At 75.7% G+C, this 22,219-nt stretch carries 14 protein-coding genes; 9 read left to right on the forward strand and 5 right to left on the reverse strand.

Translation table 11 applies throughout. From position 1 onward, the window contains the following. Positions 1-87: 87 nt before the first annotated feature. Positions 88-2,058 (reverse strand): DEAD/DEAH box helicase, encoded by a 1,971-nt coding sequence (locus MCM47_RS33415; RefSeq protein WP_374209251.1) that lies wholly within the window; start codon positions 2,056-2,058, stop codon positions 88-90. A 532-nt stretch (positions 2,059-2,590) separates the two neighbouring features. Here MCM47_RS33415 and MCM47_RS33420 point away from each other — a divergent pair. Further along, positions 2,591-3,319 carry a ferritin-like fold-containing protein gene (locus MCM47_RS33420; protein ID WP_238950078.1) on the forward strand — a complete coding sequence of 243 codons (729 nt, stop codon included), beginning with the start codon at positions 2,591-2,593 and terminating at the stop codon, positions 3,317-3,319. A gap of 72 nt (positions 3,320-3,391) precedes the next feature. Here MCM47_RS33420 and MCM47_RS33425 read toward each other — a convergent pair whose 3' ends face one another. The 3 genes from MCM47_RS33425 to MCM47_RS33435 form a co-directional block, all read right to left on the reverse strand. Beyond that, a complete protein-coding gene (locus MCM47_RS33425) occupies positions 3,392-3,739 on the reverse strand; it encodes a hypothetical protein (protein WP_238950081.1) in 348 nt (115 codons plus the stop codon). A 128-nt stretch (positions 3,740-3,867) separates the two neighbouring features. Continuing rightward, positions 3,868-4,095: a DUF3107 domain-containing protein gene (locus tag MCM47_RS33430; RefSeq protein ID WP_238950083.1), complete on the reverse strand. Its 228-nt coding sequence runs from the start codon at positions 4,093-4,095 to the stop codon at positions 3,868-3,870. Positions 4,096-4,238: 143 nt separating this feature from the next. Continuing rightward, positions 4,239-4,901 (reverse strand): TetR/AcrR family transcriptional regulator, encoded by a 663-nt coding sequence (locus tag MCM47_RS33435; RefSeq protein WP_238950086.1) that lies wholly within the window; start codon positions 4,899-4,901, stop codon positions 4,239-4,241. Positions 4,902-5,123: 222 nt separating this feature from the next. On the opposite strand from MCM47_RS33435, the gene MCM47_RS33440 reads away from it, so the two are divergent. The 5 genes from MCM47_RS33440 to moeZ all read left to right on the forward strand — a co-directional run bounded on the left by MCM47_RS33440 (position 5,124) and on the right by moeZ (position 11,998). Then, positions 5,124-6,053 (forward strand): alpha/beta fold hydrolase, encoded by a 930-nt coding sequence (locus MCM47_RS33440; RefSeq protein WP_238950088.1) that lies wholly within the window; start codon positions 5,124-5,126, stop codon positions 6,051-6,053. Positions 6,054-6,540: 487 nt separating this feature from the next. Continuing rightward, a complete protein-coding gene (locus MCM47_RS33445; RefSeq protein ID WP_238950091.1) occupies positions 6,541-8,211 on the forward strand; it encodes a DUF3492 domain-containing protein in 1,671 nt (556 codons plus the stop codon). Beyond that, on the forward strand, positions 8,211-9,374 hold the full coding sequence (locus MCM47_RS33450) for a hypothetical protein (protein WP_238950103.1): 1,164 nt from the start codon (positions 8,211-8,213) through the stop codon (positions 9,372-9,374). Before MCM47_RS33445 ends, MCM47_RS33450 begins: the two co-directional genes overlap by 1 nt. A gap of 172 nt (positions 9,375-9,546) precedes the next feature. Then, positions 9,547-10,545, forward strand: coding sequence for an NAD(P)-dependent oxidoreductase (locus MCM47_RS33455; RefSeq protein ID WP_238950113.1), 999 nt, complete (start codon positions 9,547-9,549; stop codon positions 10,543-10,545). A 274-nt stretch (positions 10,546-10,819) separates the two neighbouring features. Then, positions 10,820-11,998, forward strand: a complete 1,179-nt coding sequence (gene moeZ, locus MCM47_RS33460; RefSeq protein ID WP_238950115.1) for an adenylyltransferase/sulfurtransferase MoeZ — start codon at positions 10,820-10,822, stop codon at positions 11,996-11,998. Positions 11,999-12,094: 96 nt separating this feature from the next. Here the strand turns inward: moeZ and MCM47_RS33465 are convergent, their stop codons facing one another. Then, positions 12,095-14,920, reverse strand: a complete 2,826-nt coding sequence (locus MCM47_RS33465) for a flippase-like domain-containing protein (protein WP_238950126.1) — start codon at positions 14,918-14,920, stop codon at positions 12,095-12,097. Positions 14,921-15,054: 134 nt separating this feature from the next. Between MCM47_RS33465 and MCM47_RS33470 the strand changes: the two genes are divergently transcribed. The 3 genes from MCM47_RS33470 (at position 15,055) to MCM47_RS33480 (ending at position 22,147) form a co-directional block, all read left to right on the forward strand. After that, on the forward strand, positions 15,055-15,411 hold the full coding sequence (locus tag MCM47_RS33470) for an MGMT family protein (RefSeq protein WP_374209252.1): 357 nt from the start codon (positions 15,055-15,057) through the stop codon (positions 15,409-15,411). Positions 15,412-15,435: 24 nt separating this feature from the next. Then, positions 15,436-18,840 (forward strand): ATP-dependent DNA helicase, encoded by a 3,405-nt coding sequence (locus MCM47_RS33475; protein ID WP_255753143.1) that lies wholly within the window; start codon positions 15,436-15,438, stop codon positions 18,838-18,840. An 82-nt stretch (positions 18,841-18,922) separates the two neighbouring features. Then, entirely contained in the window at positions 18,923-22,147 is a 3,225-nt protein-coding gene (locus MCM47_RS33480) for an ATP-dependent DNA helicase (RefSeq protein WP_238950132.1), read from the forward strand. Positions 22,148-22,219: the final 72 nt, after the last annotated feature.

Below are 22,219 nucleotides of genomic sequence, written 5' to 3' on the forward strand. Positions count from 1 at the left end.
CGGGCCGGCCGACCCGGGGGACGCCGGAGGGGGCGGCCCGGTCCCGACGGGGATCCGGACCGCCCCCTCCGGGCGGTGCGGCGGCGGTCAGCCCTCCGGCGTCGCCTCGGGCGCCGCGGCGGCGGCCGGCCGGCGGGTCCGGGTCCGGCGGCGCGGGGCCGGGGCCTCGGCCGGTGCGTCGCCGCCGGCCTCCGGGGCGGCAGCGGCCTCGGCGGCGGGCTCGGCCTTCGCCTTGGCCCGGCTGCGGGTGCGCTTGGCGGCCGGCTTCTCCGCGGGCGCGTCGGCGGCCGGGGCGGCCGGCGGTGCGGCGGCCTCGGCGATCTCGGCCGCAGCCTCGGCCACCGCGGCGACGGCGGTCTCGCCCGACGCGGTGCTGCGCGGACGGCGACGGCGGCGGCGCGGTGCCGCGCCCTCGGCGCCCTCGGCGGCCGGCACGGCCGGAGCCTCGACGGCGGCGGCCTCGACGGCCTCGGCGACGGGCGCGGTGGCCGCGTCGCCCGCGACCGCGGCGCCACCGCGGGTGCGACGGCGCTCACGGGTCCGGCGGGCCGGCTTCTCCTCGGCGGGCGCGGCGGCGTCGGAACGGCCGGAGCCGCCCCGCGAGCCGTTCCGGCCGCGGCCGCCGGCCGAACGCGCACCGCGCCCGCCGGTCTCGCCGAGGTCCTCGACCTCCTCGGCGTTCAGGCCGGCCCGGGTGCGCTCGGAACGCGGCAGCACGCCGGTGGTGCCCTTGGCGATCTTCAGCAGCTCGTACAGGTGCGGCGAGGTGGAGTAGGTCTCCTCCGGCTCGTTGAACGGCAGGTCCAGCGCCTTGTTGATCAGCTGCCAGCGCGGGATGTCGTCCCAGTCCACCAGCGTGACGGCGGTGCCGGACGCGCCGGCCCGGCCGGTGCGGCCGATCCGGTGCAGGTAGGTCTTCTCGTCCTCGGGGCACTGGTAGTTGATGACGTGCGTGACGCCCTCGACGTCGATGCCGCGGGCCGCGACGTCGGTGCAGACCAGCACGTCGACCTTGCCGTTGCGGAACGCCCGCAGGGCCTGCTCGCGCGCGCCCTGGCCGAGGTCGCCGTGGACGGCGCCGGCCGCGAAGCCGCGCTGGGTCAGCTGGTCGGAGACGTCGGCGGCGGTGCGCTTGGTCCGGCAGAAGATCATGCACAGCCCGCGGCCCTCGGCCTGCAGGATGCGCGAGACCATCTCCACCTTGTCCAGCGAGTGCGCACGGAAGATGTGCTGCTCGATGTTGGCGACGGTGGTGCCGGTGTCGTCCGGGGCGGTGGCCCGGATGTGGGTCGGCTGGCTCATGTACCGGCGGGCGAGGTTGATGACCTGGCCCGGCATGGTGGCGGAGAACAGCAGGGTCTGCCGCTTGGCCGGCAGCATCGTGAGGATCTTCTCGACGTCCGGCAGGAAGCCGAGGTCGAGCATCTCGTCCGCCTCGTCCAGGACGAGCGAGCGGACCTTCGACAGGTTCAGCTTCTTCTGGCCGGCCAGGTCGAGCAGGCGGCCCGGGGTGCCGACGACGATGTCGACGCCCTTGTTCAGCGCCTCGACCTGCGGCTCGTACGCCCGGCCGCCGTAGACGGCGAGCACCCGCACGTTGCGGACCTTGCCGGCGGTCTGCAGGTCGTTGGTGACCTGGGTGCAGAGCTCGCGGGTCGGGACGACGATCAGCGCCTGCGGGAACTCGGAGAGCTGCTCCTCCTCGGCCCGGCCGGCGTCGACGTCGGCGCGGACGACCACGCGCTCGATCAGCGGAAGGCCGAAACCGAGCGTCTTGCCGGTGCCGGTCTTCGCCTGGCCGATGACGTCGTGGCCGGTCAGCGCGACCGGGAGGGTCATCTCCTGGATGGGGAAGGGGTGGACGATGCCGACGGACTCGAGGGCCTCGGCGGTCTCCGGGAGGATCCCCAGGTCCCGGAAGGTGGTCTTGGTCGGTTCAGCGGTGGTGGACAGGGTGCTGCCTCTTCCGTGTGGAGGGGCCGAGAGCGAGCGGCGGGCGGGCAGCCGCGCGGCTGTGTACGGGCCTGGAAGGCCCTGAATACAGCTGCGCGGACGCACAACCGCGCCGGTCCCTGCGGCCGGCCGGTCCGCGCGGCCCGGTGAGGGGCGCGGTCTCGGCGGCGTCGGGGAGGATTCCCGTGAGGGACCTGCGCGGGACCTGCGCCGGGCTGGCGCGGTCTCGGCGGCCCTCGCTCGGCCACTGATGCGGTGCCAAGGCTTGAAGTCCAAGCCATGGTCGGAGCCGATCGGCTCTCCGACCGGGCATCCGCGTACGTGAGTACCCGGCTTCCGGGGCGGGCACGTCCGTCGGACGGCGCCGCTTCGGAGCGGACTGGCCGGGGTCACCGAGACGGCGGTGACACCGTGCAAGCACTACGGGTCTCCCTACCACCATACAGTCACGCGACGACTCGAACACGTGACGCCGGTGACACCCCAGGTGGCGGCGCCCGTCGGCGGCGCGCCGGGGCCGGGGTCCCCCGGTGCCGCCCCGGGCGTTCCGGGAGGTGCCGGGCGGCCGGGCCCGCCGCCCCCGGCCGGGCGGCGGCATGCGTGTGCGCAGGCCCCGGCCGGACTAAGGTGGCGGGTCATGGAGACGCATGGTGAGACGCAGGACATCGCGGCCGGCTCGATCGGGGACTGGGCGAGCTGCTCGGCCGACCCGGGGTACCGCGCGGCCGTGCTGGACCTGCTCGGCGCCCTCGCGTACGGCGAGCTGAGCGCGTTCGAGCGGCTCGCCGAGGACGCCAAGCTCGCGCCGGACCTCGCCGACAAGGCGGCGCTGGCCCGGATGGCCTCCGCCGAGTTCCAGCACTACCAGCGGCTGCACGACCGCCTGGCCGAGGTGGGTGCGGACCCGCAGGAGGCGATGCGGCCGTTCGTCGAGCCGCTGGAGCTGTTCCACCGGATGACCGCCCCCTCGGACTGGCTGGAGGGCCTGGTCAAGGCGTACGTCGGCGACGCGATCGCCACCGACTTCTACCGCGAGGTGGCCGTCCGCCTGGACGACGACACCCGCGAGCTGGTCCTCGGCGTGATGTCGGACACCGGCCACGCCCAGTTCGCCGTCGACAAGGTCCGGCAGGCGATCGAGGCCGACCCGCGGGCCGGCGGCCGGCTCGCGCTCTGGGGCCGCCGGCTGATGGGCGAGGCGCTCAGCCAGGCCCAGCGGGTGGTCGCCGAGCGGGACGCGCTCTCCAACCTGCTGGTCGGCGGCGTGCAGGTGCAGGGCTTCGACCTGGTCGAGGTCGGCAAGATGTTCAACCGGATCACCGAGGCGCACACCAAGCGGATGGCCGCCCTGGGCCTCGCCTCCTGACGCCTGCGCCCGGCGTCGGGCCCCGCCCCGGCGCCGGGCCCGCTGGAGCCGGGCCGGCCCCGCGGGCGGAGGTCAGGCGTGCCGGTGTCGCCGGTGCGCGCCGCCGACCCGGTGCGGGTGGCGTTCGCCGCCGGCCCGCCGCGGCTGGTGCCGGTGCGCGGGCAGTCGCCCTTCCGCGAGGTCCGGCCGGGCCAGGACCGAGGTGAGCAGGCCCGAGACGATCGCGGAGACCGCGATGCTGACCCCCGGGAACGCTCCGTCCAGGGTGAAGTGCATGATCACCCCGCCGAGCAGTGCGGCCACCACGGCCGTCCCCGCCGTCAGTGCCCGGCCGCCGGGGAAGTGGTCGGGCAGTGACACCAGCGCGGCCGCGCCGACGATCAGGCCGACGAGGGCGAAGGCGAGCGTCTCGACCAGCAAGGGTGCCTCCCCTGGGCTGCGGGCGTGCGGCGCGGGGCGTCCGCACCCCTGGCCGTACCCCGGTGCACCCGGCCGTACACGCGACGGTGCCCCGCCCCCCGGTGGGGGACGGGGCACCGTCCGACGACTCAGAGCGTGCCGAATCCGACCTTGCGGGCGGCCTGCTCGCCGATCTCCACGTACGCCAGGCGCTCGGCCGGGACGATGACGCGGCGGCCGTGCTCGTCGGTCAGCGTGAAGAGCTTCTCGGTGCCCTCCAGCGCCTTGGCGACCGCGCTCTGGACCTCATCGGCAGTCTGCGAGCTCTCGATCACGATCTCGCGCGGCGCGTTCTGCACGCCGATCTTGACCTCCACGGCTTCCGTCCCTCCGGGGTTGCAGCCATCCACGCGCGGTACCGGACCACCTGGGACAGGCGATCGCGGCGACCGCGCCGTACGGCTTCACCATAGAGCACGGGATCAAGGCCGAGGCGAAGGTCGGCCGATCACCCCGCGGCTCAGTGCTCCGCGGCCGGGGCCTCGGCCGACTCGGCGCCGGGGTGCATCGGGAAGCCCTTCAGACCGCGCCAGGCCAGGCTCGCGACCAGCCGGACCGCCTCGTCGCGCGGGATCTCCAGGCCCTGCGAGAGCCAGTAGCGCGCGGTGATCTGGGCCAGGCCGCAGACGCCGGCGGCGAGCAGCTTGGACTCGGCCTCGGGGAGGTCGGTGTCCTCCTGGATGACCTGGCTGACCAGGGTCGCGCTGGCCTCCGAGGCCCGCTCCACGCGCTCGCGCACGGCCGGCTCGTTGGTCAGGTCGGACTCGAAGACCAGGCGGAAGGCGCCGGACTCGCTGGAGACGTAGTTGAAGTACGCCTCCATGGTCGCCGCGACCCGGAGCTTGTTGTCGGTGGTCGTCGACAGCGCCTCGCGGGTCGACTCGACCAGGGCGTCGCAGTGCTTGTCGAGCAGCGCCAGGTAGAGCTCCAGCTTCCCGGGGAAGTGCTGGTACAGCACCGGCTTGCTGACCCCCGCGCGGTCGGCGATGTCGTCCATGGCGGCCGCGTGGTAACCCTGCGCGACGAACACCTCCTGGGCGGCACCGAGCAGTTGTTCACGGCGGGCGCTTCGCGGCAGGCGGGCACCGCGCGGGCGCTCCTGCGCCTCCTGGATGGCCGTCACGGCGCTCCTCACTTCACGGGTTGTTCGGGGCTGGCAAGGTGACCGATTCTACTTTTCGGTAACCGCGTTCGTACTTGGCGAGCCTGAGAAAAGCAGGGACCCCCCTTGTCAGGAGCCCACAATACGGCGCTGACCACGGGCAACGGCAGTGGTGCGACAAGGAGTGGGACGGACGGTCCCGACCGAGGCCGGGTGGCCGGCGGCTCACTACCATCGTCCACCATGAGCAGCGCTGAGCAGCAGATACGCCCGGAGGCCGGCCGGCCCGCACCGTGGCGCACGGTCGAGGTGCCCGGGGCGGTGCTCGCCGTGCACCGCCCCGAGGCGGACGGCGGCCCCGTCGACGGGCGCGCGCCGGCCCTCTTCGTGCACGGTCTCGGCGGCTCGGCCGCCAACTGGACGGCGCTCATGGCACGGCTCGGCGGCCTGCTCGACGGCGAGGCCGTGGACCTGCCCGGCTTCGGCCGCTCCGCGCCGCCGGCGGACGGCAACCTCACGGTCAACGGTCACGTCCGCGCGCTGATCGGCTACCTGGAGGCGACCGGCCGCGGCCCGGTCCACCTCTTCGGCAACTCCCTCGGCGGAGCGCTCTCGGTCCGGCTCGCCGCCCTCCGGCCGGACCTGGTGCGGAGTCTCACGCTGATCTCGCCCGCGCTGCCGGAGCTGCCGCCGCAGCGGTACGCCTGGCCGACCGGTCTGCTCGCGGTGCCCGGCGTCCCCGCCCTGCTGCGCCGGCTGCCGGTCAACGCCCGCACCCCCGAGGAGGCGACCGAGGGGCTGCTGCGGCTGGTCTACGGCGACCCGGCCGCCCTGCCGCCGGCCACCCGGGCCGAGGCGGTCGCCGAGTACCGGCGGCGGATCGAGGTGCCGCACGCGATGCAGGCGATGGTCGGCTCGGCGCGAGGCATCGTCACGGCGTACACCGAGCGCGGCGACCAGGCGCTCTGGCGGCAGGCCCGCCAGGTGAAGGTGCCGACGCTGCTGGTCTACGGGCTGCGCGACAAGCTGGTCTCCTACCGCTCGGCGCGGCGGGCCTGCGAGGCCTTCCAGGACTCCCGGCTGCTGGTCCTCCCGGACTCCGGGCACGTGGCGATGATGGAGCACCCCGACGAGGTGGCCCGCGCGGTGCGGGAGCTGCTCGGCCGGGCCTGAGCCGATCGGGAGCCGTTCGCGCCGGCCGGGCGGTAGCCGCTCGCGCCGGCGCCGGGCGGCGCGGACACCGCCGGTACGGGGCCGGGCGGCGGGCCCGGCGGGCGGCGGACCGCCCGCCCGCCGGCCGGGCGGCGGTAACGCCCCCGTTCGCGGCGAGGTCACGCCGGTTCACTCGTTCAGGTGGCAGCCAGGCATGTGACCGATGGATTGCCGGAGGCCGGTCCTACCTTTCTGCTGTCGGACCGAACTGGTGTGGGGGAGTCGCGGCCACCGGAGCACCCCCGGAATGTCCGGAGAGCGTGGCCGCAGGCGGACGGGTCGGCAGGGCCGGTGCGACCGCCGGCCCGGACCGCCGTGTGCCCGGCCGACCGGGCTCCCCCACCCCCGGGCCCCTCCTCGCGCCGTCCCGCGGGGCCCCGGGCGCCGGCCGTGGCCGCTCATCCAATCCGTCGATCGCTCCCGATCCGCTCTGCCCTGGAGGTCTCCCGTGCGCGTTGCTCTGCTCACCGAGGGTGCGCGTCCGCACCCCCAGCGTGTCCTCGGCGGCTGGTCGGCCCGACTGGTCGACGGCCTGCGGGAGCACGACTTCGAGCTGTACGTCCTGGCCGGCCGGGCCGGGCCCGGGATCGCCGGGAGCCCGAGCGCGCGGTGGCTCGGCGTGCACGAGCTGGCGCTCTGGGGGCGCCGCCCGGCCGGCCGGGCACCCGGGGCGCTGCGCAGACGCCAGTACGCACGGGCGTACGAGGAACTGGTCCGGGCGCTGGTGGTGCCGGGGCAGCGGGCCGGCTTCGGCACCGGCCTGTACCGGCTGGCCGTGCTGGCCGCCGAGGACGGCGCCCTGCCCGCTTTCCTGGCCTCCGCGCACGCCCGCCGCACCCTGGAGCGGGTCTGGCGCGGCCCGGGCGCCGACACCTCGGCCGGGCAGCCGCTGGTCTGCGACGTGCTGGTGGCCGCGGACCTGCTGGAGCAGTGCCTGCGCCCGCTCTCCGCGCCCTGGTACGGCACCGGTCCCGGCGGCCTCGGCGCGGCGGACCTCTGCCACGTGGTCGGCGGCGGCCCGGCGGCCCTGCCCGCCCTGGTGGCCAAGCGGCTGCACGGGGTGCCGTTCGTGGTCACCGAGCACGGCCTGCACCTGCGCGAGCAGTACCTCGGTTACCGCGAGGCGCCGTACCGGTGGCCGGTCCGGGCGCTGCTGCTCTCCTTCTTCCGGGCGCTCACCGAGGAGACCTACCGGCAGGCCGCGATACTCACCCCCGGCAGCGCCCACGACCAGGAGTGGCAGCGGCGCTGCGGCGCCGACCCGGCGCGGACCCGGGTGGTCTACGACGGAACGCCGGCGGTGTCCCGGGCGGCGGCCGGCCCGGAGCCGGCCGTCCCGACCCTGGCCTGGGCCGGGGCGCTGGAGCCGGGGCACGACACCGAACTATCGCTGCACGCCTTCGCGCGGGTCCGCGCGGAGCTGCCCGCGGCGCGGCTGGTGATCCACGGGGAGGAGGCGGTCCGCGGCTACCGGGCGCACTGCGAGGCGGTGGCCGCGCGACTGGGGGTCGCCGGGGCGGTGGAGTTCGCCGGGCGGCCGGAGTCGGTGGCGCGGGCCTGGGAGGGCGGCACGGTGATCGTCTTCTCGGCCCTCTCCCGGCGCGGGCCCGGCCTGCTGGCGGACGCGATGCTGAGCGGGCGGGCCGTGGTCTCGACCGACGTCGGGGTGGCCCGGGAGGTGGTCGGCCCGACCGGGCTGCTCGTCCCGCCCCGGGACCCGCAGGCGCTGGCCGCGGCCTGCCTCGCGCTGCTGCGCGACGAGGAGCGGCGGGCCCGGCTGGGGCTCGCCGGGCGGCTGCGGGCGCAGGAACGCTTCGCCGTGGAGCCGGTGATCGGAGCCTTCCGGGAGATCTATCTGGAGCTGGTCTCGCAGTGGCCGGCCTTCCCGGCGGCCGGGGCCGGCGGTACGGCCGCCGCGCCGCCGCGCCCGTTCGCCCGGCCCGCCGAGTACTGGCTGGCCGACCGCCGGGGCCCGGGGAGCGCCGGAGAGGGCGCCGGCCCGGCCGGTGCGGACCGGGCGGCCGTCACGGTCGGTGGGGGCGCGGCGGACGGCGAGGCCGCCGACGGCGGCGCCGGTGCGGCGGCCGACCGGGCGGGTGCCCTCGCGGAGGCGGTCTGATGTCCGCCCCGCGGGCTGCCCGGGAGGGGGCGGCGGCCGGGGCCCCCGGTGCCGATCCGGTCCGGGAGGTCATGGCGGAGCACCGCGAGCTGTGCGAGCGCGCCGTCGACCCGCTGGAGATCGCCGCCGGGCTGGAGGCGGCCGGGCTGGGCCCTGCGGCGGCCGCGCGCTGCCGGCACGCTGACCTCTTCTCGCTCGCGGAGGAGCTGTACGCCCGGGTGCCGCGCCGTCCGCCCGCGCTGCGGGGGGCCGGGCCGCCGGAGAACCGGCCGCGGCGCTGTGGCGGGCCGCTGCGGTCGGCGGTGCTGACGGCCCTGCCGGTCGCGGCGGCCGCCGGACTCGGTGGGCGGTGGCCGGCGCTGTTGCCTGCCGCGCTCCCGCTCGTACTGCTGCCGGCCGGGGTGGCCGGGGCGCCGCCCCCGCCGGCCCGGGTGGCGGCGGGCGCGGTCGATCCGGAGGCCGCCGCCTCCGCCGCCGAGGGCGAGCTGGGCCCGCAGGCCGCGCCCTGGCCGGCCGGAGCACCGCCCGGGGAGCCGGCCCGCCGGTGGCGGCCGGCCGCGCTCGGCCACGGCGCCGGGGTGGCCGGGATGCTGCTGCTCCCGCTCGTCGCGTCCGGGGCCGGGCCGGGTGACGGCCGGGTGACGGCGGCGCTGGTGCTGGCGGCCGCGCTGTCGGCCGGCTCGGCCGAGTGGGCCGCCCGCTGGTTCCGGCACGTCGGCCGGGGCCACCTGGGGGCCGCCGGAACCCTCGCCGAGTTCCGGGCCCGGATGCGCCCGGTGCTGCCGGTGGCGGTCGCCCTGCACCTGGCGGTGCTCGCGGTGCTCAGCTTCGCCGCGCTCGCGGTGCTGACCGCGGTCGCGCCGCGCCCGGGGCCGGGCCAGGGCGGCGGGCTGCTCCACCTGGCGGTCGAGCGCGCCGAGCCCGCCCAGTGGGCGGCGCAGGGCGTGCTCGGGCTGCTGCTGGTGCTGCCGGCGCTGCTGGCCCACTGCGGCCGGACCGGCGCCGCGGCGCTGGGCGCACTGGCCGGGGCGGTCGCCGCCGCGCTGCCGCCGGCGCTGGGCCGGTCCGCCCCGGCGGTCGGGCTGCTCGGCGGCGGGGCCGTCGCGCTGGCGGTGCTGGCGTACGCGTGGCCGGTGCTCGGCCGGGCCGGTGCGCACCGCTGAGCGCCGCCGCCGGCCGGCCGCCGGGCCGGCGGTGCCGCTCCCGCGGCCGCCGGCCCCGGGCCTCCCCGTCGTTCGCGAACCCTGTCTCGGTTCTCGAACCCTGTCTCACCATCCGTCTCACACTCTGTCCGCCAGGTCGTACCCGACCTCGCTTCGTGGAAGGACGCCCCCGATGAGGGTGCTGCTGCTGGGCGCCGACGGCTTCATCGGCCGCCGGGTCACCGATCGTCTGCTCGTGGACCAGGAGTTGCAGGTGACGGTGCTCGGCCGGCGTGACTCGGCCGACATCCGTTTCGACCTGACCGCCGGCAGTCCGGGCGCGCTGGCCCGGTTCCTGGACGCGGTCGCGCCGCAGGTGGTGATCAACTGCGCGGGGGCCACCTACGGCAGCTCGCGCACCCTGATCCGGGCCAACACGCTGGCCGTCGCCACCGTCTGCGAGGCGATCCGGCGCAGCCGCGAGCCCGCCCGGCTGGTGCACGTCGGCTCGGCGGCCGAGTACGGCCCGGTGCCGGGCGGGGTGCCGGTCTCGGAGAGCGCCGAGCCGCGCCCGGTCGGCCCGTACGGGGTGTCGAAGCTCGCCGGGACGGAGCTGGTGCTGGCCTCCGGGCTGGACGCCGCGGTGCTGCGGGTGTTCGACGTGGTGGGCCCGGGCGCGCCGACCGCCTCGCTCTTCGGGCGCCTGGCCGAGGGGCTGCGGCGGGCGCTGGAACGGGACGAGGCGCAGGTGCGGATGCCGGACCTGTCCGGATACCGGGATTTCGTGGACGTCCGGGACGTCGCGCGGGCGATCCGGGCGGCTGCCGTGTCGGCGGCCACCGGGGTGATCAACATCGGCAGCGGGCACGCTGTCCGGGCCCGGGAGGCGGCCCAGCTGCTGGTCCGGGCATCGGGCTTCGAGGGAGCCGTGGTCGAGGAGAACCGGCAGGTCATGCTGCCCGCGCAAGCCGGCGGACCGGCCGAGCACGGCGTTCCGCACCTGGGTCACCACGGGCCGGCCCACCGGGGGCCGGAGCCGCGGCCGGGCGAGGGGAGGGTCGCGGCGGGCGAGCCGGTGCCGTGGCGGCAGGCGGACGTGCGGACCGCCCGGGACCGTCTCGGATGGCGGACGCAGGTGCCGCTGGAGGAGTCGCTCGGCGACGTCTGGCTGGAGACGGCCTGCCGGGTCTGAGCCGTGCCGGGCGCCGGCACGCCCGCCGTCCGAGGGCGGTACGGCCCCCGTGGGGCGGGCCGGCTCGCCCTCGGACGACCCGCGACCGGCGGTGGCCCCGGGGCGGCTGCGGTTCCAGCATCCGAGGGCGCCCGTCTCGCCCATCGGACGGGCTGTCTCGGAATACCGGTGCGGCATGACACTGTTGGCGTAGCAGAGCCACCCGTCGGTGGCGTCGCGCAAGTCCGAAGAGGTTGGCCCCCGGCCACCTGAACCGACGACCATCGGAGTCCCCGTGTCGCTGCCACCCCTGGTCGAGCCGGCCGCCGAGCTCACCGTTGACGAGGTCCGCAGGTACTCCCGCCACCTGATCATCCCCGACGTGGGGATGGCCGGGCAGAAGCGGCTGAAGAACGCCAAGGTGCTCTGTGTGGGCGCCGGCGGCCTGGGCTCGCCGGCGCTGATGTACCTGGCCGCGGCGGGCGTCGGCACGCTGGGGATCGTCGAGTTCGACGTGGTGGACGAGTCCAACCTGCAGCGGCAGATCATCCACGGCCAGTCGGACGTGGGTCGCTCCAAGGGCGAGTCGGCGCGGGACTCCGTCAAGGAGATCAACCCCTACGTCAACGTGGTCCTCCACGAGGAGCGCCTCGACAACTCCAACGTCATGGAGATCTTCTCCGGCTACGACCTGATCGTGGACGGCACCGACAACTTCGCCACCCGCTACCTGGTGAACGACGCCGCGGTGCTGCTCGGCAAGCCGTACGTGTGGGGCTCGATCTACCGCTTCGACGGCCAGGCGAGCGTCTTCTGGGCCGAGCACGGCCCCTGCTACCGCTGCCTCTACCCGGAGGCCCCGCCGCCGGGCATGGTCCCGTCCTGCGCCGAGGGCGGCGTGCTGGGCGTGCTCTGCGCGTCCATCGGCTCGATCCAGGTCACCGAGGCGATCAAGCTGCTGGCCGGCGTCGGCGAGCCGCTGGTCGGCCGACTGATGATCTACGACGCCCTGGAGATGAACTACCGCCAGGTGAAGGTCCGCAAGGACCCGAACTGCGCGCTCTGCGGCGAGAACCCCACCGTCACCGAGCTGATCGACTACGAGGCCTTCTGCGGCGTCGTGTCGGAGGAGGCGCAGGCCGCCGCCGCCGGCTCGACGATCACCTCGAAGCAGCTCAAGCAGTGGCAGGACGACGAGGAGGACATCTTCCTGGTCGACGTCCGCGAGCCCGGCGAGTACGAGATCGTCAACATCCCCGGCGCCGTGCTGATCCCGAAGAACGAGTTCCTGATGGGCAACGCGCTGGAGTCGCTGCCGCAGGACCGGAAGATCGTCCTGCACTGCAAGTCGGGCGTGCGCTCGGCCGAGGTGCTGGCCGTGGTGAAGTCGGCCGGCTTCGCCAACGCCGTCCACCTCGGCGGCGGCGTGCTCGGCTGGGTGAACCAGATCGAGCCGCACAAGCCGGTCTACTGACGGGCGTCCGTCGGCAGACGCCGAAGGGCCCGCCGGATCGCTCCGGCGGGCCCTTCGGCGTCTTCGGGGCAGCGTGCCCTCCCCCTCCGGCGGCCCCTACAGCGCACCCTTGCGCTGCAGCACGTTGTAGGAGATCCAGCCGGGCAGCACCGGCAGCCAGAAGGTGAGCGCCCGGTAGAGGAAGACCGCCGGGGTGGCGACCGCCGGGGGCACGTCGGCGACCGTGAGCGCACCGATCAGGGCGACCTCGACCGGGCCGATGCCGCCGGGGGTGGGGATGGCGGAGCCGGCCGCGTTGGCGGTCAGGAAGACCACCGCGACCGCCGAGAAGCTGATCGAGCCGCCGAACGCCTGCACCGAGGCGTCCAGGCAGGCGGTGAAGGAGAGGGTCAGCAGCAGGATGCCGCCGAAGCCGGTGACCAGCTTGCTCGGCGTCTGCATCAGGTCGAGCATCCGCGGTACCACGCCGAAGAACAGCGAGCGCAGCCGGTTCAGCACGAACCGCCGCAGCGGGGCGACGGCCGCGATCACCAGGGAGAGCACGGCGGCGGTCAGCACGCCGATGATCACCGCGCGGGAGGCCGAGAGGTCCCCGTTGTTCTGGCTGCCGGTGATCAGGCCGAAGCTGAACAGCAACAGCAGGTGCCCGGCCAGCCCGGCCAGCTGGGAGGCGCCGACCGAGGCCACCGCCTGCCCGGAGCGGATCCCGGCCTTCTGCAGGTAGCGGGTGTTCAAGGCGATGCCACCGATCGCCGCCGGGGCGACCAGCTTGACGAACGACCCGGCCAGCTGGGCCGCCACCGTCCGCCGGAACGGCAGCTTCTCCGGCACGAACCCGGTCAGGCTCATCGACGCGGCCACGTAGCTGAAGGCGGCCGCGGCGAGGGCCACCGCCGCCCAGGCCCAGTTCATCTGGGAGAGCTTGAGCTGGGCCGGCTTGATGGTGGTCAGCGCCAGGTAGGCGGCGAAGGTGAGCGCGATCACCATGATCAGGCTCTTCGGCTTGAGCCGTTCCAGCTTGGCCGGCTCCATCGGCGCCTCGGGGGCGATCTGGAGGATCTGGCCGCGGATCCGGCTGAGCAGGTCCTCTCCGGCCGCCGCGATGTCCTCCTCGGCCTGCTGCTGGGTGCGTTCGCCGGCGGCGACCTGTTCCAGCGCCCGGGCCTGGGCCGCGGCCTTCCGCTCCTTGCTCAGCTTCTTCAGGTCCACCCGGGTGGAGCGGCTCATGCCGACCGGCTGGAGCAGCGGCAGCGCCTGGGCGACCCGGTCCGGTCCGAGCACCCCGTTGGCGGTGGCGACCGCCCGCTCCGGGCCGATCCGCAGTGCGAAGGTGGTGAGCAGCTGGGCGACGTCGATGCGCAGCGTCAGGTCGGTGGCGGCGATGTCCCCGCCGGAGAGGTTGACCAGGCAGGCCGTCTTCTCGTCGACGACCAGCAGCGACTCGCCGGTGAGCCGGCGGTGGGCGATCCGGCGTTCGTGCAGGGCGGCGACGGACTCCCAGAGCGAGGCCATCACCTGGTCGGTGACCTCCTCGGCGGTGAGGTCGTCCAGGGTGCGGCCCTCGACGTTCTCGTAGACCAGGATCGCGGCGTCCGGCCCCAGCTCGGAGGTGGCGACCAGCTGCGGGGCGCGGGCACCGGAGGCGGCGGCCGCGTAGGCGATCAGCGCCTCCTGCTCCAGGGCCTGGCGCAGGGACTGCGGGCTGCGCCGGACGGCCACCGAGCGCAGCCGCAGCCGCCGCCAGGCACGGTAGAAGAAGCCGGACGCCTGCTGTTCGCGGTCGATGATGTGGACGTCCAGCGGCGGGCCGCTCTGCTGGGCGACGAAGTAGCGGCGGGTGCCGCCGGGCGCGTCCTGGGCGCGGTGGGCGCTGGCCGGGGTGAAGCCGACCTTGCGCAGGCCGATCATGAGGTGCTGGCCGGTGGGCCGGATGTTCGGGGAGCCGATCGCGTACAGCGTGCCGTAGGCGACGGACCAGCCGATCAGGACGGTGAGCACCAGCGACAGCGGGGTGGTGTAGCCGCCGAGCAGCTCGGTGATCCCGCTGAAGACGACGACCACCCAGAGGGCGACCCGCCAGCGCGGACGGCTCGACATGCCGACCGCGGTCATGTAGGCGATCACCGGTGCCAGGTAGCCGTGCACCGGGTCGGTCAGGGTGCTGGTGCTGTCCAGCGGGAACCGGGTGAGGGCCTCCCGGATGTGCTCGGAGGCGCCCTCGGCGACCCACCAGTCGATGCCCAGCGAGACCCCGTAGGCGAGCACCGAGGCGAGCACGCCGTCGGCGACCCGCAGGCCGTCGCGTTTGATCAGCCGCTCGACCGCGAAGGCGAGCGGGACGGCGAGGACGGCGACGCTGGAGACCAGGCCGGTAATGGTGGAGAGCACCGGGGAGAACCGCGGTGCGTTGGAGGCGATGTCTATCTCGATGCCGGTGGTGGTCGAGGTCGCCACGCCGGCCAGGACGAAGACGGCGACGATGCCGAGGACGCCGGCCAGGAAGCGGATCAGGTCGGACGGCCGGTGCGCGCGGGCGGCGAGCAGCGGCTCGTCGACGTCCAGGTGCGGGGTGTCGTCGGGCGCCTCGCCCGCCTCGGCCGCCTCGGGCTCGCCCGCCTCGTTCGGCTCGGGCTCGGCCGGGTCCGGCGGCTGGTGGGCCGCGACGGCGCCGTGGCCGTTGACCGGTGCGGGTGGCTGGACCGGTACGGCGGATTGCCCCGCCTCGGCCGCGGGTACGGGTGCGGTGCCGGGCGCCGCTGCGGCCCCGGCGTCGGTCTGCTGCGGGGTCTTGATCGTCCGGTCCTTGATCAGGGAGACTGCGGGCGGCGGCTCGGCGCCAGGTGCGCCGGAGGGTGCCGCGGACCGCGCGTCGGCGGACTCGTCGGAGTCCTCGTCCACGCCCACGTCAGCCGTCCCGGTCATCTGGTCTTGTCCTCGTATCACCACTCACCGCCCCGAAGATGGTGGCATGCCTCGGCGCCCCGTGCTGGACAGGGGGCGGATCGGGCGCGGCGGATCGTTCGTACCGGACCGCCGCTCCGCCCCTATGAGGAAGAATGCCGCAGGTGACGGACGCTGACGACGACGGCGGCCGGGTCGGACTGCCGCCCTTCGCCGAACTGGTGCTCGACCTGACCGAGCGGATTCCACCCGGCCGGGTGATGACCTACGGGGACGTTGCCGAGTACCTCGGCCAGGGCGGCCCCCGGCAGGTCGGCCGGGTGATGGCCCTCTACGGCGGCGCCGTGCCGTGGTGGCGGGTGATCCGGGCCGACGGCCGGCTGCTGCCCGGCCACGAGCAGCGCGCCCTCGCCCACTACGGCGACGAGGGTACGCCGATGCGCGAGCTCGCCGACCCTCCCCGGGTCGACCTCGGGCGTGCCCGCTGGGACGGCCGGTTCGCGGGGGATTGAGCCGAAGCGGGTGCGCGGACGGGAATGACGGGGCAGGATCGTAGGCTCGATACGGCGGGCCCCCGGCGGGGCCCGCCGTCCGTGGCCCGCAGCACAACCCCCAGGACATCCGTGAGCTCCCCCTACCGTCTGGTGCGCAGCCCCCTCGCACAGCCCGACCCGCCCGTGCTGGACGACTACCAGCGCGCCGTCGTCGAGCACGCGGGCGGCCCGCTGCTGGTGCTGGCCGGGCCCGGAACGGGCAAGACCACGACGCTGGTGGAGGCCGTCGCCCGGCGGATCGAGCGCGGCACCGACCCCGAGCGGATCCTGGTGCTGACCTTCAGCCGCAAGGCCGCGATGGAGCTGCGCGACCGGATGTCCGGGCGGCTCGGCGCCTCGGCCGCCGCCCCCCAGGCCACCACCTTCCACTCCTTCTGCTACGCCCTGCTCCGCGCCCACCAGGACCCGCACGACTACGCCGAGCCGCTGCGGCTGCTCTCCGGGCCCGAGCAGGACGTGATGGTCCGCGAGCTGCTGGCCGGCGGTGCCGAGGACGCCAGGCTCGGCAGCCCCCGCATCGCCTGGCCGCTCGACCTGCGGGCCTGCCTGACCACCCGCGGCTTCGCCGACGAGGTCCGCGCCGTGCTCGCCCGCAGCCGTGAGCTGGGCCTCGGCGAGGCGGAGCTGGCGCGCTTCGCCGAGGGCGTCCGGCGCCCCGACTGGGCCGCCGCCGCGCACTTCCTCGCCGACTACCTGGACGTGCTCGACCTGCGCGGCGTCCTGGACTACGCGGAGCTGGTCCACCGCGCGGTGCTGCTGGCCGAGCGCCCCGAGGTCGGCGAGCAGCTGCGCGGGCGGTACGACGTGGTCTTCGTCGACGAGTACCAGGACACCGACCCCGCCCAGGTCCGGCTGCTGCGCCGGCTGGCCGGCGGCGGGCGCGACCTGGTCGCGGTCGGCGACCCGGACCAGTCGATCTACGCGTTCCGGGGCGCCGACATCAACGGCATCCTGGAGTTCCCCCAGGCCTTCCCGCGGGCCGACGGCGCTCCCGCCGACGTCCGGGTGCTGCGGGTCTCCCGGCGCTCCGGCGCCGTCCTGCTGGCCGCCTCCCGGGAGCTGGCCCGCCGGATGCCGATGGGCCGGCTGCCCGCCGACAAGCTCGCCCAGCACCGCGCCCTGCTGCCCTCCCGCGAGGGGGGCCGGGTCGAGGTGTACACCTACCCCACCCCGGGCACCGAGCTCGACTCGATCGCCGACCTGCTGCGCCGCGCCCACCTGGAGGAGGGCGTGCCGTGGGGGGAGATGGCCGTCCTGGTCCGGGCCGGGGGCCGCTCCATCCCCGGCGTGCGGCGGGCGCTCAGTGCGGCCGGCGTTCCGCTGGAGATAGACGGGGACGACCTGCCGCTGCGCGAGGAGCCCGCCGTCGCCCAGCTGCTGCTCGCCCTGCGGGTCTGCGCCGAGCAGGCCGCCCGGGACCGGCACGCCGGCCCCGACGCCCCCGACCCGCTCACCACCGAGCTGGCCCACACCCTGCTCACCGGCCCGCTCGGCGGCATGGACGGCTCCGACCTGCGGCGCCTGGGCCGGGCCCTGCGCGAGGAGGAGCGGGCCGCGCTGCGCGCCGAGGGCCGGCCCGCAGCCGTGCCGCGCCCGGCCGGGGAGCTGATCCGGGAGGCCCTCGGCGAGCCGGAGCGGCTGATCGCGCTCGACCCCGGGTACGCCCGGCGCGCCCGGGACCTCGGCATGCTGCTGCGCAAGGTCCGCGAGCGGCTGGCCGGCGGCTGCACCGCCGAGGACGCGCTCTGGGAGCTCTGGGACGGCAGCCGCCGCTGGCGCGAGCGCCTGGAGCGGGCCGCGCTGCGCGGCGGCGCGGCCGGCCGCAACGCCGACCGGGACCTCGACGCGCTCTGCGCGCTGTTCGAGACCGCCGCCCGCGCCGAGGAGCAGGTCACCGGCCACCGCAGCGCCCTCGACCTGCTCGCCGAGCTGGAGGCCCAGGACATCGCCGCCGACACGCTCACGGTGCGGGCCGTCCGCCCGGAGGCCGTCCGGCTGATGACCGCGCACCGCTCCAAGGGCCTGGAGTGGCGCCTGGTCGTGGTGGCCGGCGTCCAGGAGGGCCTCTGGCCGGACCTGCGCCGCCGCGGCTCGCTGCTGGAGGCGGACCGGATCGGCCGCGACGGCCTCGCGGAACCGCTCTCCCCGGCCGCGCTGCTCGGCGAGGAGCGCCGGCTCTTCTACGTCGCCGCCACCCGGGCCAAGGAGCGGCTGATCGTCACCGCCGTCAAGGCACCCGCCGAGGACGGCGACGAGCCGTCCCGCTTCCTGCGCGAGCTCTACCGGGAGGAGGTCGACCCCAGGACCGGCCGGGTGCTGCGCCGCACCCCGCCGGCCACCGTCGAGGACGTCACCCATCGCCCGCGCCGCCCGCTCTCGGTCGCCGCGCTGGTCGCCGAGCTGCGCGCGGTCACCGTCGATCCGGCCCGCTCGCCCGAGCTGCGCCGCGCCGCCGCCGAGCGCCTCGCCACCCTGGCGCTGGCCACCGACGAGGACGGCCTGCCGCTGGTGCCGGCCGCCCACCCCGACCGCTGGTGGGGCCTGGACGACGTCACCGCCGCCCCGGAGCCGCTGCGCAGCGCCGACCTGCCGGTCCGGCTCTCCGGCAGCGGCCTGGAGCAGTTGGAGAACTGCTCGCTGCAGTGGTTCCTGGACAAGGAGGTCAAGGCGCGGACCGTGGGCTCGGCGGCCCAGGGCTTCGGCAACGTGGTGCACGCCCTCGCGGACGAGGTCGGCTCCGGCCGCACGCCGGCCGACCTCGCCGTCCTGATGGAGCGGCTGGACACGGTGTGGGACGCGCTGGCCTTCGACGCGCCCTGGAAGTCCCAGCAGGAGAAGACCGAGGCGCGGGCGGCGCTGGAGCGCTTCCTCAACTGGCACGTGCTGGAGCGCGGCCGGGACGTGGTCGCCACCGAGCACGGCTTCGACGTCACCCTGGACGCGGGAGGGGTCCGGGTGCGGATCCGCGGCTCGATGGACCGGGTCGAGAAGGACGAGGCCGGGCGCGCCTACGTGGTCGACTTCAAGACCGGCAGGGAGGTGCCGACCGACAAGTCGCTGCCCGACCACAAGCAGCTCGCCGTGTACCAGCTGGCCGTCCGGGCGGGCGCGCTGAACGAGCTGCCGGGCTTCGACGGCGGGGTGCCCGCGTCGGGCGGCGCCGAGCTGGTGCAGCTCCGCAAGCCGGACAAGTCCGGCCCGGACGTGCCGAAGGTGCAGCGCCAGGAGCCGCCCGAGGGCGAGCCGTGGATCGAGAACCTGCTCGCCGAGGCGGCGGGGAAGGTGCTCGCCGAGCGCTTCGTGCCGCGGACCGGCGGCGGCTGCGACCGCTGCTCGTTCCGCCGCAGCTGCTCGGCCCAGCGGGACGGCGCCCAGCTCGTCGAGTAGGGGCCGGGGGAGGGGCGCGGAGTAGCGAGGGTCACTCCCGCCGGCGGTCCGGCGTGTCGGTGCACCCCGTTAACGTTGCGGGGTGACCGCCGTGCTCAGCCATCCCGACCAGCTCAAGGACCTGCTCGGCATCCCCTTCAACCGGGAGCAGATGGCGGCCATCGGCGCCCCGCTGGAACCGGCCGTGATCGTGGCCGGCGCCGGCTCCGGCAAGACCACCGTGATGGCCGCCCGGGTGGTCTGGCTGGTCGGCTCCGGCGCGGTGGCTCCCTCGGAGGTGCTCGGCCTCACCTTCACCAACAAGGCCGCCGCCGAGCTCGCCGAGCGCGTCCGCTCGGCCCTGCTGCGGGCGATCGCCGAGGCGGACGGGGAGCCGCCCGGCGTGCCGGAGATCTCCACCTACCACGCCTTCGCCGGCCGCCTGCTCAAGGAGCACGGCCTGCGGATCGGCATCGAGCCCGACGTGCGGCTGCTCGCCGACGCCACCCGGTTCCAGCTCGCCGCCAAGGTGCTGCGCACCGCCCGGGGCCCGTTCCCGGCCCTCACCGGGACCTTCGCCAACCTGGTCGCCGACCTGACGGCGCTGGACGGCGAGCTCGCCGAGCACCTGGTCGAGCCGGACGCGCTGCGCGCCTTCGACGAGGAACTGCTCGACACCCTGGCCACGGCCAAGCTCACCAACGAGGACCTGCGGGCCGTCCCCGGTGCCGCCCGGGCCCGGCTGGAGCTGCTCCGCCTGGTCGAGGAGTACCGGCGCCGCAAGGCCGCCGCCGGACTGATGGACTTCGGCGACCAGATAGCCGCCGCCGCCCGGCTCGCCCAGCAGCGCCCCGAGGTCGGCGAGCTGCTGCGCGGCCAGTTCAAGGTGGTGCTGCTCGACGAGTACCAGGACACCTCGGTCGCCCAGCGGCTGATGCTGGCCGGGCTGTTCGGCGCCGGCCCGGACGGGCGGGGGAGCGGCCACCCGGTGACCGCCGTCGGCGACCCGTGCCAGGCGATCTACGGCTGGCGCGGCGCCTCGGTGGCCAACCTGGACGAGTTCCCCCGGCACTTCCCGCGGGCCGGCGGCGGCCCCGCCGCCCGGTACGCGCTGAGCGAGAACCGCCGCAGCGGCGGGCGGCTGCTCGCCTTCGCCAACGCGCTGGCCGCGCCGCTGCGCGCCATGCACGAGGGCGTCGAGGCACTGCGCCCGGCCCCGGGGGCCGAGCAGGACGGCTACGTCCGGGCCGCGCTGCTGCCGACCCACGCCGAGGAGGTCGACTGGCTGGCCGACTCGATCGCCCACCTGGTCGCCACCGGCACCGCCCCCGGCCGGATCGCCGTGCTCTGCCGCGGCGGCGCGGCCTTCCCCGACATCCATGCGGCGCTGGTCGCCCGGGAGGTGCCGGTCGAGGTGGTCGGCCTCGGCGGCCTGCTCCAGCTGCCCGAGGTGGCGGACCTGGTGGCGGTCTGCGAGGTGCTCCAGGACCCGACCGCCAACGCCGCGCTGGTGCGGCTGCTGATCGGTCCGCGCTGGCGGATCGGCCCGCGCGACCTCGCGCTGCTCGGCCGCCGTGCCGCCGAGCTGGTCCGCACCGACCGGCCGGAGGGCGTCGAGGCGCTGGCCGCCGCCGTGGCCGAGACCGACCCGACCGAGGTGGTCTCGCTGGCCGACGCGCTGGAGACCTTCCTGACCGCCCCGTCCGGACCGGACGGCGAGCAGCCCGACGACCTGCCGTTCTCGCCCGAGGCCCGCTCGCGCTTCGCCCGGCTCGCCCGGGAACTGCGCGAGCTGCGCCGCTCGCTCGCCGAGCCGCTGATGGACGTGCTGCACCGGGTGCTCGCCGTCACCGGCCTGGAGGTCGAACTCGCAGCCTCCCCGAAGGCGTTGGCCGCCCGCCGGCGGGAGACCCTGTACGCCTTCCTGGACGTCGCGGCCGGCTTCGCCGACCTGGACGGCGATCCGGGGCTGGCGGCCTTCCTCGGGTTCCTGCGCGCCGCCCAGGAGTACGAGCGCGGCCTGGACAGCAGCCTGCCCGGCGGGGAGGACACCGTGAAGGTGCTCACCGCGCACAAGTCCAAGGGCCTGGAGTGGGACGTGGTCGCCGTCCCCGGCCTGGTACGGGGCGCGTTCCCGTCCTCGACCGCGCGCGAGCGCTGGACCAGCACCAAGCGGGTGCTCCCGCACGCCCTGCGCGGCGACGCGGCCACCCTGCCCGACGTCCGCGGAGGCTGGAACGCCAAGTCGATGGCGGCCTTCAAGCAGGCGCTCGCCGAGCACTCCGGCACCGAGGAGCTGCGGCTCGGCTACGTCGCCTTCACCCGGCCGCGCTCGCTGCTGCTCGCCTCCGGGCACTGGTGGGGCCCCAGCCAGAAGACCCCGCGCGGCCCGTCCGCCTTCCTGGAGCAGCTGCGGGAGCACTGCGAGCAGCCCGGCGCGGGCGAGATCGAGCACTGGGCCGAGCCGCCGGAGAAGGGTGCCGGGAACCCGGCCCTGGCCGCGCCGGTCGAGCGGCCGTGGCCGCTGCCGCTGGACCCGGCCGCCCAGCAGGCCCGCCGCCAGGTCGCCGAGGTGGTGCACCGGCGCCTCGCCGGGCGGCCCGCGCCCGAGCCGGAGCCGATGGCCGCCGAGGACCGCCGTCTGGTGGAGTCCTGGGACCGCGACCTGACGGCCCTGCTCGGCGAGCTCGCGCGCTCCCGGCGCAGTGTCCGCGACGTGCCGCTGCCGGCGACGCTCTCCGCCACCCAGCTGATGCGGCTGGCCGCCGATCCGGACGGCTTCGCGCACGACCTCGCCCGCCCGATGCCGCGCCCGCCGCAGCCCGCGGCTCGCCGGGGCACCCGCTTCCACGCCTGGGTGCAGTCCCGGATCGAGCCGCTGCTGCTGGTCGAGCCGGGGGCGCTGCCCGGCGCCGACGACGACGGCATCGAGGACGAGCAGGACCTGGAGCGGCTCAAGGAGGCGTTCCTGCGCACCCCGTACGCGAACCGGACGCCCTACCGGGTGGAGGCGCCGTTCCAGCTGGTACTGGCGGGCCGGGTGGTGCGCGGCCGGATCGACGCGGTCTACCGGTACGGTGACGGCGGGTCAGAATCCGGCGGCGCGTCACGCTACGAAGTGGTGGACTGGAAGACGCACCGGGAGGAGACCGCCGATCCGCTCCAGCTCGCGGTCTACCGGGTCGCCTGGGCCGAACAGTCGGGGGTTCCGCTGGAGCAGGTCACCGCGTCGTTCCTGTACGTCCGCAGCGGCCGGGTCGAACAACCGGCAGGACTTCCCGACCGAAAGACGTTGGAACGGCTCCTGATCGGGAACAGTGAAGAATGAGTCACGGAGAGCATCCAACTCATCATGGCAACGGGCGAAACCTGTGCGTAGTGCACGTTTCGCGCCTATTGT

Origin of the sequence: Kitasatospora sp. A2-31 (assembly GCF_022288725.1) — a bacterium.
Taxonomy (GTDB): domain Bacteria; phylum Actinomycetota; class Actinomycetes; order Streptomycetales; family Streptomycetaceae; genus Kitasatospora.